This is a genomic window from Gloeothece verrucosa PCC 7822, from assembly GCF_000147335.1.
Lineage (GTDB): Bacteria > Cyanobacteriota > Cyanobacteriia > Cyanobacteriales > Microcystaceae > Gloeothece > Gloeothece verrucosa.
The window spans coordinates 1461055-1477045 of sequence record NC_014501.1 but is presented as its reverse complement, the minus strand read 5'-3'; the positions used below and the strand labels follow the sequence as shown (position 1 = coordinate 1477045).

The 15991-nt window shown below is 39.9% G+C and carries 14 protein-coding genes; 5 read left to right on the top strand and 9 right to left on the bottom strand.

Features of this window, described 5'->3' with window-relative positions:
- Window positions 1-18 precede the first annotated feature (18 nt).
- Both CYAN7822_RS06620 and urtA read right to left on the bottom strand, forming a co-directional pair.
- Entirely contained in the window at window positions 19-1185 is a 1167-nt protein-coding gene (locus CYAN7822_RS06620) for an ABC transporter permease (RefSeq protein WP_013321465.1), read from the bottom strand.
- Between the two features lie 247 nt (window positions 1186-1432).
- Window positions 1433-2773 carry an urea ABC transporter substrate-binding protein gene (urtA, locus tag CYAN7822_RS06615; RefSeq protein ID WP_013321464.1) on the bottom strand — a complete coding sequence of 447 codons (1341 nt, stop codon included), beginning with the start codon at window positions 2771-2773 and terminating at the stop codon, window positions 1433-1435.
- A 195-nt stretch (window positions 2774-2968) separates the two neighbouring features.
- Here urtA and CYAN7822_RS06610 point away from each other — a divergent pair, with 195 nt between their 5' ends.
- The 3 genes from CYAN7822_RS06610 (at window position 2969) to CYAN7822_RS06600 (ending at window position 5417) form a co-directional block, all read left to right on the top strand.
- A complete protein-coding gene (locus CYAN7822_RS06610; protein ID WP_013321463.1) occupies window positions 2969-3328 on the top strand; it encodes an acyl-CoA thioesterase in 360 nt (119 codons plus the stop codon).
- A 126-nt stretch (window positions 3329-3454) separates the two neighbouring features.
- Window positions 3455-4510 carry a D-alanine--D-alanine ligase family protein gene (locus CYAN7822_RS06605; protein WP_041933550.1) on the top strand — a complete coding sequence of 352 codons (1056 nt, stop codon included), beginning with the start codon at window positions 3455-3457 and terminating at the stop codon, window positions 4508-4510.
- 142 nt (window positions 4511-4652) lie between these two features.
- The gene (locus CYAN7822_RS06600; protein ID WP_013321461.1) at window positions 4653-5417 is read left to right on the top strand and encodes a hypothetical protein; all 765 of its coding nucleotides are present in this window, start codon (window positions 4653-4655) and stop codon (window positions 5415-5417) included.
- A gap of 114 nt (window positions 5418-5531) precedes the next feature.
- Here the strand turns inward: CYAN7822_RS06600 and CYAN7822_RS06595 are convergent, their stop codons facing one another.
- On the bottom strand, window positions 5532-5669 hold the full coding sequence (locus CYAN7822_RS06595; protein WP_041933160.1) for a photosystem II reaction center protein K: 138 nt from the start codon (window positions 5667-5669) through the stop codon (window positions 5532-5534).
- Window positions 5670-5911: 242 nt separating this feature from the next.
- Between CYAN7822_RS06595 and CYAN7822_RS06590 the strand changes: the two genes are divergently transcribed.
- Window positions 5912-7105, top strand: coding sequence for a Coenzyme F420 hydrogenase/dehydrogenase, beta subunit C-terminal domain (locus CYAN7822_RS06590; RefSeq protein ID WP_013321459.1), 1194 nt, complete (start codon window positions 5912-5914; stop codon window positions 7103-7105).
- A 264-nt stretch (window positions 7106-7369) separates the two neighbouring features.
- Here CYAN7822_RS06590 and CYAN7822_RS06585 read toward each other — a convergent pair whose 3' ends face one another.
- From CYAN7822_RS06585 to CYAN7822_RS06575, 3 genes are all read right to left on the bottom strand, one after another.
- The gene (locus CYAN7822_RS06585; RefSeq protein WP_013321458.1) at window positions 7370-7825 is read right to left on the bottom strand and encodes a DUF29 domain-containing protein; all 456 of its coding nucleotides are present in this window, start codon (window positions 7823-7825) and stop codon (window positions 7370-7372) included.
- 247 nt (window positions 7826-8072) lie between these two features.
- Window positions 8073-10262: a beta-propeller domain-containing protein gene (locus CYAN7822_RS06580; protein ID WP_013321457.1), complete on the bottom strand. Its 2190-nt coding sequence runs from the start codon at window positions 10260-10262 to the stop codon at window positions 8073-8075.
- Complete coding sequence (locus CYAN7822_RS06575; RefSeq protein ID WP_013321456.1) at window positions 10255-11703, bottom strand: P-loop domain-containing protein; 1449 nt, start codon at window positions 11701-11703, stop codon at window positions 10255-10257. Before CYAN7822_RS06575 ends, CYAN7822_RS06580 begins: the two co-directional genes overlap by 8 nt.
- Before the next feature lie 428 nt (window positions 11704-12131).
- On the opposite strand from CYAN7822_RS06575, the gene CYAN7822_RS37500 reads away from it, so the two are divergent.
- A complete protein-coding gene (locus CYAN7822_RS37500) occupies window positions 12132-12269 on the top strand; it encodes a hypothetical protein (protein ID WP_013321455.1) in 138 nt (45 codons plus the stop codon).
- An 8-nt stretch (window positions 12270-12277) separates the two neighbouring features.
- On the opposite strand, the gene lptC is transcribed toward CYAN7822_RS37500, so the two are convergent.
- The 3 genes from lptC to metG form a co-directional block, all read right to left on the bottom strand.
- Window positions 12278-13453 (bottom strand): LPS export ABC transporter periplasmic protein LptC, encoded by a 1176-nt coding sequence (gene lptC / locus CYAN7822_RS06570; RefSeq protein WP_013321454.1) that lies wholly within the window; start codon window positions 13451-13453, stop codon window positions 12278-12280.
- A gap of 167 nt (window positions 13454-13620) precedes the next feature.
- Complete coding sequence (locus CYAN7822_RS06565) at window positions 13621-14226, bottom strand: LabA-like NYN domain-containing protein (RefSeq protein ID WP_041933549.1); 606 nt, start codon at window positions 14224-14226, stop codon at window positions 13621-13623.
- 129 nt (window positions 14227-14355) lie between these two features.
- Window positions 14356-15957, bottom strand: coding sequence for a methionine--tRNA ligase (gene metG / locus CYAN7822_RS06560; protein ID WP_013321452.1), 1602 nt, complete (start codon window positions 15955-15957; stop codon window positions 14356-14358).
- Window positions 15958-15991 lie beyond the last annotated feature (34 nt).

Sequence of the window (15991 nt, the reverse complement as noted above, 5' to 3'; positions counted from 1 at the left end):
TCTTTAACACTTCATCATTTACAGTTCTGCTGTGCGTCCTTTTTGAGGAAAGAGTCCAGCCGGTTTTATTTGTAAAAAGGCAATAATTAGCACAAAAATCATCACTTTTGCCATACTACTTGTGGCAAAAAAAGTCAAGATATCTGTTAACCCTTTTAACGGTTCAATCGGCATTAAAATTAAGGCTAAGGTACCGGAACCGATGAGATAGTTTAGAATGCCAATTACTAAAGCCGCAATAATCGTTCCTAACAAATTACCGACCCCACCAACCACCACTACCATAAAAGTATCTACAATATAATTTTGTCCTGTATTAGGACCTACTGAACCTAAAAAACTAATCCCACAGCCAGCAATTCCCGCTAACCCAGAACCCAAAGCAAATGTTAAAGCATCCACGCGATTTGTCGGGATACCTAAACAAGCACTCATGGTCCGATTTTGCGTCACTGCCCTAATGCGTAAGCCCCATATAGAACGATTTAAAAACCAATAAATTCCTACCACACAAAGAATCGTCAAAATGATAATAAATATCCTTGTATAGGGCATCTGAAAACTGCCGATAGGTAGCCCACCTCGTAACCATTTAGGGGCAGTTACATCAACATTTCTAGCACTAAACCAAGGCTTGATTAAAGCGAGTTGTTCCGTTTGGTTGATGGCTATGCCGCTAACCGTAGCAATGGCTAAAGAAAGCGGGAGAGTAATAGCGATCACTCGGGGTTTTATGCTGTCCCAATTGGGGCGATTTTTCAAGACCCACCAAGACACAAAAAATAAGCCGCAAAAGACAACAATACTAATCACTAAAAGCCAGCTTACACTGCGGACAAATTGCTGTAAAATGAGACTCACTCCCCAAGTGGCTAATAAAGTTTCTAATGGTCGCCCATAGAGAAAACGAATCACTCCTCTTTCTAAAAGTAACCCCGTTAAGGCGGCTACTAAAAAAGCCAACGGTAAGGCAAAAAAGATGTAATAATTAAACCAAGGATCGCCTAAAACTTTAAAGCCATTTTGCACCACAAAAGTCGTATAAGCGCCTAACATCATCAATTCCCCGTGAGCAAGATTAATCACTCCCATGAGTCCAAAAACGATGGCTAGTCCGAGGGCGGCGATCAGTAATACTGAACCTATACTAATTCCGTTAAATAAACCTTCTATTATTTGTAACATTTTAGTCCTTAGTCATTAGTTGTTAGTCCTTTTAGTCTTTAGTCTTTAGTCATTAGTTGTTAGTCCTTAGTTGTTAGCCCTTAGTTGTTAGTGACTGATCACAGGTTAAGCATTACTCATTATTTATTAACGTGTTTTACTCTTAACTGATGACTAATGAATATTAACTAATTACCAACGACTAATAACTAATGACCAATGACTAATGAGTAATGACTAATGACCCATGACCAATGACTAATGATTATTAAACTTTATCAGTTTTATACTTGCCGCCTTTCTTAGGATCAGTCCAGTCGCAGGCGTACCCCTTAGTTTCAGGAACATATTGATTCCAAGGAATCGGTTTAACCGGTCCTTCACTTGACCAAACAATGTCAAACATTCCATCATCTTTCACTTGACCAATTCTGACAGTCTTAGAAATATGATGATTCGGAAAAATTTTCACTTTGCCTTCTGGGGCTTCAAATTCTTGACCAACGGCTGCCAGGCGAACCTTATCTAAATCATTGGCGGTTTTGGCTTTTTCTACTGCTTGTTTCCACAAATAAACCATAATATAAGCCGCTTCCATCGGGTCATTGGTTACCCGGTCTTGGCCATATTTAGCTTTAAATGCTTCCACAAACTTTTTATTGGTGGGAGTATCAACGGTTTGGAAATAATTCCAACTGGCATATTGACCGGCTAAATATTCTGGCCCAATTTGTCGCACTTCTTCTTCGGCAATACTAACAGACATAACAGGATATTTATCGGGTTTTAGTCCTGCGGCTTGTAGTTGTTTAAAGAATGCCACATTACTATCTCCGTTAAGGGTATTAAAAATGACTCCCCCATCCGGTAAAGCCGCTTTAATTTTCGTAATAATAGCGGTCACTTCTGTATTGCCTAAAGGTAAGTAATCTTCCCCTACGGTTTCGCCGCCTTTAGCCTTTAACTGTTCCTTGATAATGGTGTTAGCGGTACGAGGAAAAACATAGTCAGAACCGACTAAAAAAAACTTTTTCCCTTTATTTTTTAATAACCAATCTACAGCCGGTTCAATTTGTTGATTAGGGGCTGCACCGGTATAAAAAACATTTTTAGAACATTCTTGTCCTTCGTATTGGACAGGATACCACAACAAATGATTTTTCGCTTCAAAGACCGGTAAAACCGCTTTCCGACTGGCAGAAGTCCAACAGCCGAAAATGGTAGCAACTTTATCTTGATCGATCAGTTTAGTGGCTTTTTCAGCAAAAGTCGGCCAGTCAGAAGCCCCATCTTCTTTAATGACTTCTATTTTTTTACCTAATACCCCACCGGCGGCATTAATTTCTTCGATCGCCAATTCTTCAGCTTCGACAACGGTCGTTTCACTAATGGCCATTGTGCCACTCAGAGAGTGGAGAAGACCGACTTTAATGGTATCGCCACTCGCCGCCGTTTTCCCTGTATTAGCGGCAGTTTGGTTAGAGGTAGCAGAGGGAGTTGAGGAGGTTGTCGTGGTATCGCTTCCGGTACAACCTTTGAGGAGTAAGCTGGCTATAAATGCACCTGAACCATACAATAAAAATTTTCTTCTACCTAGTTCTTGAGCCATAATGCTTTTGGATTAACCTCTTATGTAGATCTTTCTCGAGAATGATGTCACTGACGAACAGAATAATCAGAGATTGTATGGTAAAACTAGGTTAACCGAAAAATTGTAACATTGGATACAGTATATTAAAACTTAACTCGAAAAAATTCTCAGAGTTTGGCAATAATAAGTTGAATACAAGAGACGAATTCTAACATGGATTACTATAAGCTAGTGCTGCCCGAACACTTAAATCACTACGGTAATTTATTTGGTGGGAATTTATTAAAGTGGATTGATGAATTCTCTTATATTACGGCAAACTTAGAATTTCCGGGTCATCAGTTTCTCACCATCGCTTTAGACAATGTGATCTTTCGTCATGCCGTGAGTAATGGTGAAATTTTAAAGTTTTCTGTCACTTGCCATCATCTAGGAAAAACTTCTGTACAGTACAGTGTGAAAGTTTTTGGCACCCGAGATGATCAGCAACATGACCTTATACTATTCGAAACAAAAATTACTTTTGTTAGCGTTGATCACGAAGGCAAAAAACAGCCGATTCAACCGAATTAACTGAGGACTAAGCAGTAGAAATTTAATTTTAATAACAGCGAGGAACTTTTGGCTGCCGGTAGTTTAGGGGTCGCTAATATGATACTCTATCCCCTAATTAATTTAGCAACAGTTAGGGAGATAGCCATGAGCAAATTGCGGGTTGGATTATTATTTGGCGGACGTTCAGGAGAACACGAAGTCTCGATCAATTCGGCAAAAGCTATAGCCAAAGCCCTGAGTTCCGAAACAAATGCGACCAAGTACCAACTTATCCCTATTTATATTCGAAAGGATGGCTGTTGGCAAGCTCCAGAAATTGCCCAAGCGGTTTTAGAGTCAGGAAAACCCCTCTCCACAGAAAGCGATGACTCCGTTGGACTTTGGCAATTTCCCCCAAGTGTGAATGAAGTAGATGTGTGGTTTCCCATTTTGCATGGTCCTAATGGGGAAGACGGCACCTTACAAGGGTTACTCACCTTGATGCAAGTTCCCTATGTGGGTAGCGGTGTATTAGGTTCGGCTGTGGGAATGGATAAAATTGCCATGAAAACCGCCTTTAAGCAGGCCGGGTTGCCTCAAGTGCCTTATATGACTCTGACTCGCGCTCAAATTTGGTCTAATTCCTGCGTCTTTCCTAAACTCGGGGATGAAATTGAACAAACTTTAGGTTATCCCTGTTTCGTCAAACCGGCTAATTTAGGTTCATCTGTAGGCATTGCCAAAGCGCGAACTCGTTCGGAATTAGAAACTGCCCTCGATGCCGCCGCTAGTTATGACAGACGCATTATTGTGGAGGCTGGCGTGAGTGCTAGAGAGGTAGAATGTGCCGTTTTAGGCAATGATAATCCTAAAGCCTCTATCGTCGGCGAAATTACCTTTAATAGTGATTTTTATGACTATGAAACTAAATATACTGATGGACGCGCCCAATTATTAATCCCTGCTCCCATTCCCCCTCAAATAGCGGCTCAAATTCAAGAAATGTCTTTATCTGCCTTTGCGGCGGTGGATGCTGCCGGCTTGGCGCGGGTAGACTTCTTCTATGTGGAAAAGACTGGGGAAGTGCTAATTAATGAGATTAATACTTTACCGGGATTTACGGCTTTTAGTATGTATCCTCAACTTTGGGAAGCCTCTGGGATTCAGTTCCCTCAATTGGTTGATCAGTTAATTCAGTTGGCTTTAGAACGTTGTCAATAAAAAATTTTTCTGTTTGAGTAGGGGATTTCCCCTACTTGATTTTACAATTTTTCAAACAAAATCCCTGTTCAGGTTCAAGTTTAAGTTTAAAAAAGGGAATCTTAAGAGTAAGACCGGATTAAAAATTATATATTTGAGTATTATGAGTCAAGTTTCTCTTTTGCATCAAGCTAAACAGGGAGATGCTAACGCGATCCTTAATCTGCTTAATCAAAGTTTGGCTTTTAAAAAGGTTCAAATTGTCGTCGCTACTCTTGAAGATAATTGCCTACAACTGAAGCTGGAAGGAAAACACGGACAAGTTCCCAATCAGCATAAATTGATTCCTTTTATTAAAGAGGAAATTACCAGTTTACGCCTTGAAATCGTGCATAAATTAGAGTTAGAAGCTTCGGTAGAAGGCTCTGATACAGCCGCTTGGCAGGCATCAATTACTCTAGACGAACATACAAATCGTATAGCAGAATTTACTCATATTTTATCTGCTAAGACTGATGAAATAGAACCCGAAGAAGTCAGTCTAGAACTGCGGGCAAAACGCGGAGAAGTGGCGGCTATTTTAGAATTATTAAATCAAGAATTAGAACCGAAAGATATCGCGGCTGAACTGAGATTAGACCGGGGATATTTACAAATTTTATTAGAAGCACATTATGCTCTTGTTCAAGATAAAACTGTAGAGAGCATTCGGAACAAATTAATAGAAGCTAGACTGCCTCTGGTAAAAAAAGTCACAATTTATGCCAAGAAAACTGATGTCAATATTCCTTTATGGCATCAAGATTTTAAAAATTCTAATAAATCTATAAGCAATAATTCTCTTGACTCCTCGGGGAATTCTGAACCGACTCATCAACCTGAATCTTCTTCTATATTAAATAAATTTTTCAACCGTAATTTATTTTAATTGACTGGTCAAAATAATTTAAAAGTTTTTTTCTCCTTGATCTATATGTTTTAAAGGGTATCGGAACACCAATACCCTTTATTTTTTTGGTTAAATGGGTTTAATTTTAGTCGTTTATTTGAATCCAACAGCCGCTTGCCAAACAAAGGCCAGCAACAAAAAGAATAAAGGGATCAAAGGTAAAACATCGACTAAAGGATCGAAGATTTGATAAGCTTCGGGTAATTTTGCTAACAGCAGTGCCAGTTCCATGTATCTGTGTACCTTCCCAAGACATTGTTTTATAGATAAGGGGCATTCTATCATAGATTTGACACTCTGCTCTCTAAAGACAAGCAGATTATTTAGTCATTAGTTATTGGTCATTAGTCATTCCCCTTTGCCCCTTCGGAGCATCTAGCATTACGCTTCTTTAACATTGCTCCCCTTGAGTCTCAGTTCTACGGTAATGTAAAGAATTGTTCATAAAAACTTCTAAGAAAAGCACATTTTCCATGACATCTGTCGCACCTCACAAAAAAGCTAAAGCCCTCAAACCCGGTAGTCGTCGCCCTGCTAAAGAACTCTGTAGCGAGTGCGGACTATGCGATACTTACTATATCCATTACGTCAAAGAAGCCTGTGCTTTCCTCAATCAACAAGTTGCTGAACTTGAAGCCGCAGCGCATGGACGTAGCCGAAATTTAGAGAGTCAAGATGATTGGTATTTTGGTGTCCATCAGGAAATGATGGCGGCGAAGAAGAAACAACCTATTGAGGGGGCGCAGTGGACAGGGATCGTTAGTACCATCGCCTGCGAGATGCTCACCCGAGGTATGGTAGAGGGGGTTGTTTGTGTGCAAAATACCAAAGAAGATCGTTTTCAACCGATGCCTATTTTAGCCACAACTCCAGAACAAATTTTAGCCGCCCGCGTCAATAAACCGACTCTTTCCCCGAATCTTTCGGTTTTAGAACAAATTGAACAGTCGGGGATGAAGCGCTTATTAGTTATTGGGGTAGGCTGTCAAATTCAAGCGCTGCGGGCAGTAGAAAAGCAGTTAGGCTTAGAAAAGCTTTATGTGTTGGGGACTCCCTGCGTAGATAATGTTAGCCGCGAAGGGTTGCAAAAGTTCCTCGAAACTACCAGTAAGTCTCCGGAGACGGTGGTGCATTATGAGTTTATGCAAGATTTTCGCGTCCATTTTAAACATGAGGATGGATCGATTGAAACGGTTCCTTTCTTTGGGCTGAAAACCAATAAACTGAAGGATGTTTTTGCCCCTTCTTGTATGAGTTGTTTTGATTATGTCAATTCGTTAGCAGATTTGGTGGTGGGGTATATGGGGGCCCCTTTTGGTTGGCAGTGGATTGTTGTCCGCAATGATACCGGGCGCGAAATGTTGGATCTGGTACGGGATCAGATTGAGACTCAAGGGGTGATGTCTTCGGGCGATCGCCGTCAAGCCGTACAGAATAGTATTCCGGCTTATGATAAAGGGGTAACGCTTCCCATGTGGGCGGCTAAGTTAATGGGTGTGGTGATCGAAAGAATTGGCCCGAAAGGGTTAGAATATGCGCGGTTTTCTATTGATTCTCATTACACTCGTAATTATTTGTTTGTTAAGCGTAATTATCCTGAAAAGTTAGCGGCTCATGTGCCGGAGTATGCTAAACGGATTGTAGGACAGTATAAGTTACCTGAATAGTTGGGAGCGATCCCCCCTAGCCCCCCTTATTAAGGGCCCCCAGGGCTGTTTCATTCTCTCAAATTCCCTAACCCTGAAGGGAAAGGCTCTACGGACAGAGCAATCCTACGCGGGCTATCTGACGAATTATGAGCCTTTTAGCCGGGAGCAGGCTTCGTTCGTGAGCTAGTGGCTTCAGCCTGAGAGCATTTCAAAAGAACGAAACAGCCCTGGGGGCCTTATTAAGGGGGGAGAAATATTGAAAATTTTTATTAATAATTTTGTTTATTCGGGAAGATAGTCTATATCTAAAACCTGTTCTAGAGTATAAGGACATTCAGCAGGAAAAATATCTAGTTTAGTTTTGTTGAAAGCTGATCGCCTAGCTTTTTGATAAATGGCTTCAAGAATAGATGCGGCATAATTATATAAAGTTTTAGAATCTAGCAAAATTTCTAATTCATTTCTAAAATTATCAATTTCCTCTGCCCATCCATCGCCAGAATAATCTCTTTCTTGAGTCCAATATTGATAGAGAAGCAAGTGTTTGAGAAGTTGACGCAGATAACTTTCTACTGCATTTTTTTGAGATTTTCCCAAGTCTTCTATCTCCTCGAGCAGATGTTGCCAATCTAGATTATCTATATCCTTATGGCGGATTTGCTCTGCTGTTTGCTCCAACCAAAGAACATAATCTTCCTCATAAAGTTTTTCAATTTCTTGCTTTAAGTGAACAGTCATTTTCACCTTTAATAATTTAATCCATTATAATAACTATAACTCTATTACAGTAACTTCATCCTAGTTGGCGAACTCATAAACTGAAAGTATATTTATCAGGAATTTGGTCATGTTCTATTGATTACAGCTATCGTATTCTGTTTAAGTTCGTCCGAGAGGAAGACAGAGAGGAAGATGATATTTTATTAGTGACTCTAGGTTCTCATGATGAAGTTTATTAAAAAATAGGCGGCTAAACTTGATGCTGTCATTCTATCCCCATTAAGCGCAAAAAATGCACCTGTCCTGAACTATCCCCCGCTACAATGGTCACGCCATCGGGTGCAACAGCACAGCAAGTTATCCACGCTTCTGCGGTAAAGGTAGCGATACATTCTCCTCTGTCTAAATCCCAGACTTTGAGGGTCTTGTCATCGCTTCCAGAAATAACCTTTTTTCCATCGGGAGTAACAGCTACTGCATTTACCCAGAAATTATGACCCGTGAGAGTGTATTCTAGCTTCCCTGTGGCTAAATCCCAGATTTTGAGGGTCTTGTCCCAACTCCCAGAAATGACCTTTTTCCCATCGGGAGTAACAGCTATTGCATTTACCGAGTAATTATGACCCGTGAGAGTGTATTCTTCCTTCCCTGTGGCTAAATCCCAGACTTTGAGGGTGTTCTCCCGACTCCCAGAAATGACCTTTTTCCGATCGGGAGTAACAGCTATTGCATTTACCCAGAAATTATGACCCGTGAGAATGTATTCTTCCTTCCCTGTGGCTAAATCCCACACCTTTAGGGTGTTGTCCGAACTCCCAGAAATGAGCTTTTGCCCATCGGGAGTAACCGCTACTGCATTTACCCAGAAATTATGACCCGTGAGAATGTATTCTATCTTCCCTGTAGCTAAATCCCAGACTTTGAGAGTTTTGTCATCAATCTCAGAAATGACCTTTTTGCCATCGGGAGTAACTCCTACTGCATTTACCGAGTCATTATGGCCCGTGAGAGTGTATTCTAGCTTCCCTGTGGCTAAATCCCAGATTTTGAGGGTCTTGTCCCAACTCCGAGAAATGACCTTTGTCCCATCGGAAGTAACAGCTACTGCACTTACCGAGTCATTATGGCCCGTGAGAGTGTATTCTAGCTTCCCTGTGGCTAAATCCCAGATTTTGAGGGTCTTGTCCCGACTCCCAGAAATGACCTTTGTCCCATCGGGAGTAACAGCTACTGCATTTACCGAGTCATTATGGCCCGTGAGAGTGGATTCTTCCTTCCCTGTGGCTAAATCCCAGATTTTGAGGGTCTTGTCCCGACTCCCAGAAATGACCTTTGTCCCATCGGGAGTAACAGCTACTGCACTTACCCAGTCATTATGACCCGTGAGAGTGTATTCTAGCTTCCCTGTGGCTAAATCCCAGACTTTGAGGGTCTTGTCGTCACTCCCAGAAATGAGCTTTTTCCCATCGCGAGTAACAGCTACTGCATTTACCGAGTCATTATGGCCCGTGAGAGTGTATTCTTCGTTCCCTGTGGCTAAATCCCAGACTTTGAGGGTCTTGTCGTCACTCCCAGAAATGACCTTTTTCCCATCGCGAGTAACAGCTACTGCATTTACCGAGTCATTATGACCCCTGAGAGTGTATTTTTCTTTCCCTGTGGCTAAATCCCAGACTTTGAGGGTTTTGTCCGAACTCCCAGAAATGACCTTTTTCCCATCGCGAGTAACAGCTACTGCATTTACCGAGTCATTATGACCCCTGAGAGTGTATTTTTCTTTCCCTGTGGCTAAATCCCAGACTTTGAGGGTTTTGTCCGAACTCCCAGAAATGAGCTTTTTCTCATCGGGAGTAACAGCTACTGCATTTACCGAGTCATTATGGCCCCTGAGAGTGTATTCTTCTTTCCCTGTGGCTAAATCCCAGATTTTGAGGGTGTTGTCCCCACTGCCAGAAATGACCTTTTTCCCATCGGGTGTAACCGCTACTGCACTTACCGAGTTCTTATGACCAGTGAGAGTCCGAATTAAAGGTTGTGCTAGTGGTGTTTTAATAGTAGGACTCAGCAGACATAACCAAGATTTATCCTTGTATGGGGGTGCTGTTTCTAATAACCGGTTAATCTGAGGCAGATATTTAAAAGGAAGGAATAACATCCAGAATTGTTTATCTGATTGAGTAGTATTTTTGATCAAACTCTCACCGAACATATACAACGCTTTTTGTATCCATTTTAATTCTTTCCAACTTTCGTGATTTTGAATTAAATCATAATCATCAATTAACGCCGCTACACCCATCCTTTCTAATTTAATTTGCAAAAAATCAAAATCTGTCAATAAATGACACAAGCGCTTATATTGTCCTTCCTCGGCTAAATGGTAGGGTAAAGATTGTAAAGTGTATTCCCTTTCTTCAGGAGACATTGCCCTTAATTTATCGGCCAACTTACTCATCTTCCCCATCCTCCTCATCCCCATATAACTCTTGCCACAAAGTATCCGCAATCAACCCATGAATATTACGAATCTCAACCCCCGCCGCTTTCACCATTTCATCACTTTGAAGAAAATCCGCAAAACTAGCATGATAAACCTTATACCGAGACTCCCCCTCAATCCTATCCTCGATTAAAAACTGTGACCACTCCCTTAAAACATCTTGTACTGTATATTCACTAACCTTAAGTTCCCCAACCGTTGCAAATTTAGCAATTAAGCCGCGAGAAATCGGGCGACGAATAACAGTTAAAAGATAGACTATATTAATTTTAGTCCGATCCATCCGCATCAAGCGCCAGTGGTCTCGATAATAATTCGTTAGCCCTTCCGGTAAATCCTCTAACTTTAAATCTTGATAATAACCTGCGGCAATTTGAGGCAAGACATAGCGCAAATACATAAAATTATTTTCGCTTTTCTGCGCCACTTCTTCAATAAACTTATCTCGGGTTATCCCTTGTTTTTTAATCCAGTTCCTTAACTTTTCTTGATACTCTGGATCATCTTCCACTAACAAGCGAATATAAGCCCTAATATCTTGTTTAGACTTTTCTGAATAATCCTTAAGATACAATGTTTTTGCTGGTGCTTCAATCAAAAGGCGGCTTTTAACGGCTTCTTCATCTCTACGGGTCAGGAAAAAATAAACATTCTTCGGTAAATAACGCGGTAAATATAAAACATTTGCCCCTTCTGTTTGACTGTTTAAATCAACTTCATCCAACGCATCAACAACAATAATTAATTTTTCACCTCCTGAGAGTTTCTCGCTGACAGTTTGCAATAACTCTTTTAAGACATCTCCATCTTCATTTGCTCCTTTTGAAAAAGAATCTTCCCCTAATTGATAACGGTAAATCAACTGATGACAAACATTATCCAGAAATTGATCCGCTCGATTTTGACTATCAGACCTAACATTAAAATAGTAAATACAGTCAGGATTTTTGTTGACATATTGAGAAGCGATCGCGCTTTTTCCTTCCCCAGGATTAGCAACTACAGTAAAATAACCTCTGTCATGGTTTTTGAGAAAGTCTTGAAACCCATCAAAAACAAATTTACGCCCCACAAAGCGCCTTGTTTTTTCTTCGATTAAAGCATCAAATTTTTTAGTATATTTAAATAATTTTTCACCTTTCCATTCTCGCGGCTCAATAATATCTGTGGGTTGTATTCCTAAAGTTTTGGCAAGGTTTTCAATTTGATATCTTTCTAAAACACTATTGCCTTGTTTTTTACCGATAAATCTTTTATAATCATCAAGAGAAACATTAGAGTCTTTTGCTAGTTTTTCTTGAGTGAAGTTTTTATTTTCTTTATATTTCTCTTTTCTGATATTTTCTAACTTATCAATTTGTTGTTCTGTTAACTTAAATTTATCTGATGGTTTCATAATGATTATCCTTTTGATTCTACTTTTTTAATAGCTATGTTGTGGCACACTACTTTTGATTTTAAGGTTTGGTTTTGGTGGGTTACGGCGGATTGTTAATTAATCCGTTGGTTTTAGGAGTTATCGCCGCCTAACCCACCCTACAAATATTAGCCCGCGCAGGCGGGCTTTGTCCGTATAGCCCCACCATATGCGGGTGTGGGTGTAGGCGTTTATGGGGTTAGGCAATCAAAAACCTATATTTATTTAATAACAAAAGTAGCCTTAATTCTCTAGGGCAAAAATATTTATATTGCTGCCCTAATCGCCCTAATAAATAGGGCAAAATTTCTGAATTAAAAGCCCTAAATTGCACTTTGATTAAAATTTTAGGCCTGCTAAATTAAAAATAAGAAAACGTCAATTAGCTCTAAAATAAGATAACGACTATGAGACAACATTTCAAGAAAACCTTAAACAACCTCAAACAAATTCTCTTAAACCCAGCTACAAGAGAACTTCTCGGTCAGGTCATCCAACTGTTATCAATTATTGTTACCTTACTTAAACTATTCCTCTGGGATTAATTGCTCAACTACTGGGGATTTGGATAAATTTCCGTTACAACCCGAGTCGGACTGGTACTGGTAACAGTAATATTATTATCCCGCAGGATACCTGTAGCCTTATCCCCGGTTAAATTAAACACAGGATTAAGCTGTTCATAAATCACATTCCCCGTAGCGGATACCACCTGAGAAGGCATATTCCACTGTAAATCTTTAGCATACAATTTCGCCCCAGTTCGCTCATTTATCCCTTGTACCCCATCCGATAAATAAGCTACTTTTTGATTAAAGTTGACTTGAGCGCGATTCCCTGTCATGCTAATTTGTTCTTTAGTATCCACCAATCGAATAGGGGTTTCTGAACTTACCACCCGAGTCTGATAATTCCAAACAATTTGATTAGAAGCTACCTGTAAAGGCGGCTCAAGAGATTTAAACTCAATATTTTGTTTAATGGTAATAGTTTTCGCTTTTAAATCAATCTCAGAACGATCAGTCGCCACTTGATCAGTTATCACTTTATCATTGTAACGAGTGACTTTCAGTATACGATCACTAATTACTTGATGCTTGGGAATAGTCCAAATTAAATGGTCTGCTCTTAACTGTAATTTTGGTTCTTTGGCGGTGGCGACAATATCCCCATTCAATTCTAATTTTTGTTCAATTGTCTGATATTTTCCCTCTTTGGCGCTTGCTTCTAATTGAGCGTGACTTCCTTGAAGTTCCTTGCGGATGATTAATAAAGAGTTTTTCGGTCGCCATTCTACCTCTTGAGAACGGATAATAGCCCCGTTACGGGGATCTGTGGCGATGATATTTTGTTTTAAGAAAATTTCTTCTCCGTCTTTATAAACTTCTCCTTTGTCTGCGCTAATATATAAAACTATTTTGCCATTTTGATAAATATTTCCCTTGATTTTGTCGAGCCGCGCTACTTCTCGATCTTTACTATAAGTCGCTTTTTTAACTTGAATTTTCCAAAGGCGTTTCCCTTCAGCATTTGATTGTTCGAGCGTCGCATTATTTAACAGTAAGCTGCTTTCAAGATCTAAAGATTCTTTTTCATCGGATTTATCCTTAGATGACTTTTGATCGGGACTTTTTTGTTGACAAGCTGTAGTAGCTAGTAATAACAGTAAGATGATTAGGGTCATCATCCCCAAGAGCGGCTTTTTGGCGGCATGAATATACCAGTTCATTTAAAGTGTTTTTTTGGCTTATTAAAGGTTTATTATTCTACTTTACTATCTCACGTAATGGGTGAGCCTGAGCTAAGTAACTAGAAATATTCTCTGTTGCATGGCTTTTGAGCGGCAACAGAGAAAACCTCTACAATTGTGCATCTTTTCAGCAATTGAGTGTTAACTTATCGCGGAGGCTCTTGCTCTAAAACCCCTAAACTGTGAAAACTGCTATAATTCACATGAGCTTTGGCGTGTTTCTGGATATCCTCCTTAATTTGATCTAAATCCACGTAGCGATCAGCCACATTAATCAAACTATCGCTAGTCATTGAGCGTAGACTGACCACTTCTACTCTGGCCCCGCGATAACTCACAGCATTAGCGGCATAAGCTAAATCGCCATCTCCGCTTACAATGACTGCTGTATCATAAGACCCCACCAAGGACATCAAGTCTACGGCAATTTCCACATCTAAGTTAGCTTTTTTGGAGCCATCAGGCAGTTGCACTAAGTCTTTAGCAATGACTCGATAACCATTACGCCGCATCCATAATAAAAACCCTTGTTGTTTTTCGTTAGAGCGATCTACACCGGTATAAAAGAAAGCTCGTAGTAATTTTGAGCCATTGGTTAAACGAAAGAGTAATTTGGTGTAATCAATTTCGATCCCCAGTTGTAACGCGGCATAAAACAAATTTGAGCCATCAATAAAGATAGCAACACGACCTCGATTTTCTAATATTTGTTCTTGAGTAAAAAGAGTATCTGTTTCAAAATCATCAAACATTTTCTTAATCCTTTGCTTATTATAAAAAACTGGGTTGGGCTTAAATAAATCTGGACTATTCATGAGTTTATATCCTTTCTGCTTATTGCAGAGGTTTGCTTTTCCCACTTCGTCCTAATCCTTAAAGGTTTAGGCATCTGAAGGGGGTTCTAGTTTCGTAAATATTGGCTCTGGTTTACTGAGATTTGGATTGCCTGGAAAATTTCCCCATTTTGTCTGGTCTTTAAAGCTAAAATTTCGGTTAACTAGCTCGAAATCATTGAAATCCACGCTAAAACCCAACTGTTGATATATTCGTGTACTTAAATTGGGAATTATGGGCGATAACAAATATGCAGCTAGTCTAACTGATTCTAAAACGGCATAGAGAATTTCTTCAACTTCTGCCTGTTTTTTTTCTTTATAAAGACTCCAGGGGGCACTTTCATCAATAAACTTGTTACAAGCACGTATTAGACTAAAAATCTCCTCACAGGCTTGGTTAAACTTTAATGCCTCCAGGCACTCCCTCACACGCTCTGATAACCCTTCTCCAATAATTTTTAAAGGATTATTATTGTCTATCTCAGTCGCCTTTAGTGCAGGGCCTTTTCCTTTACAGTATTTTTGCACCATTCCTAAAGTGCGGTTGAGTAAATTCCCCAAATCGTTTGCTAGATCCGCATTAAGAATATTTACAAAGCGGGTTTCATTGAAATCACCGTCTTTTCCAAATTCTATCTCTTTAATAAAGTAGTAGCGCACAGCATCTGCACTATAACGGTTTAATAAATCGAAAGGATCTAACGTATTTCCTAGACTTTTGCCCATTTTTAGCCCGTCTTTAGTCAAGAAACCGTGACCAAAAACTTGTTCGGGTAAGGGCAATCCGGCTGACATTAACATGGCAGGCCAATAAATAGCGTGAAAGCGTAAAATATCCTTGCCAATTAAATGCAAGTTAATCGGCCACCATCGAGAAAGGGCATTTTTTAAGGTAGGTTCGTCATTTGGATCTAATAAAGCTGTTATATATCCCAACAATGCGTCAAACCAAACATAAATAGTGTGATTGGGATCACTAGGAACCGGAAAACCCCAATCCAGATTGACTCGTGAGATAGAAAAATCTTGCAATCCTTGTTTAAGAAAACTAAGAACTTCATTCCGACGACTCTCGGGACGAATAAATTCTGGCTTTTCTGCGTAAAATTCTGCTAATTTTTGCTGATATTTAGAAAGACGAAAAAAGTAGTTTTCTTCGTCTCTCCATTCGGCTTTTAAATTAGTGTGAATTTGACAACTGCCATTTTCCGTTAGTTCTCGTTCTTCTTTAAATTCTTCACAAGCGACGCAATACCACCCTATTTGTTGATCCAGATAAATATCCCCTTGATCCCACACCCGTTGAAAAAATTCTTTCACAATGGATTGATGGGGTTTAGCTGTTGTGCGGCTAAAGCGATCATAGTGGATGTTCAGCTTATCCCATAAAGACTCAAAACTGGTAACAATCTGATCACAATGCTCTTGGGGAGCTAATCCCTTGGCCTCTGCTGTCCGTTGGATTTTTTGTCCATGTTCATCAGTTCCTGTGATAAACATTACCGAATATCCCTGCAATCGCTTCCATCTAGCGATTACGTCAGCAATCATAGTAGTATATGCACTGCCGATATGCGGGACATCGTTTACGTAATACAGAGGAGTCGTTAATGCAAATTTCTTGTTACTAGCTTGGTTTTCATTCATGAAATTTTATATCAATAGGTTAAGCTACCCCGAG

Excerpts from the sequence above, each read along its gene's own strand:
- CYAN7822_RS06620 (WP_013321465.1), bottom strand. The coding sequence starts at position 1,185 with ATGTTACAAATAATAGAAGGTTTATTTAACGGAATTAGTATAGGTTCA.
- urtA (WP_013321464.1), bottom strand. The coding sequence starts at position 2,773 with ATGGCTCAAGAACTAGGTAGAAGAAAATTTTTATTGTATGGTTCAGGT.
- CYAN7822_RS06610 (WP_013321463.1), top strand. The coding sequence starts at position 2,969 with ATGGATTACTATAAGCTAGTGCTGCCCGAACACTTAAATCACTACGGT.
- CYAN7822_RS06605 (WP_041933550.1), top strand. The coding sequence starts at position 3,455 with ATGAGCAAATTGCGGGTTGGATTATTATTTGGCGGACGTTCAGGAGAA.
- CYAN7822_RS06600 (WP_013321461.1), top strand. The coding sequence starts at position 4,653 with ATGAGTCAAGTTTCTCTTTTGCATCAAGCTAAACAGGGAGATGCTAAC.
- CYAN7822_RS06595 (WP_041933160.1), bottom strand. The coding sequence starts at position 5,669 with ATGGAACTGGCACTGCTGTTAGCAAAATTACCCGAAGCTTATCAAATC.
- CYAN7822_RS06590 (WP_013321459.1), top strand. The coding sequence starts at position 5,912 with ATGACATCTGTCGCACCTCACAAAAAAGCTAAAGCCCTCAAACCCGGT.
- CYAN7822_RS06585 (WP_013321458.1), bottom strand. The coding sequence starts at position 7,825 with ATGACTGTTCACTTAAAGCAAGAAATTGAAAAACTTTATGAGGAAGAT.
- CYAN7822_RS06580 (WP_013321457.1), bottom strand. The coding sequence starts at position 10,262 with ATGAGTAAGTTGGCCGATAAATTAAGGGCAATGTCTCCTGAAGAAAGG.
- CYAN7822_RS06575 (WP_013321456.1), bottom strand. The coding sequence starts at position 11,703 with ATGAAACCATCAGATAAATTTAAGTTAACAGAACAACAAATTGATAAG.
- CYAN7822_RS37500 (WP_013321455.1), top strand. The coding sequence starts at position 12,132 with ATGAGACAACATTTCAAGAAAACCTTAAACAACCTCAAACAAATTCTC.
- lptC (WP_013321454.1), bottom strand. The coding sequence starts at position 13,453 with ATGAACTGGTATATTCATGCCGCCAAAAAGCCGCTCTTGGGGATGATG.
- CYAN7822_RS06565 (WP_041933549.1), bottom strand. The coding sequence starts at position 14,226 with ATGTTTGATGATTTTGAAACAGATACTCTTTTTACTCAAGAACAAATA.
- metG (WP_013321452.1), bottom strand. The coding sequence starts at position 15,957 with ATGAATGAAAACCAAGCTAGTAACAAGAAATTTGCATTAACGACTCCT.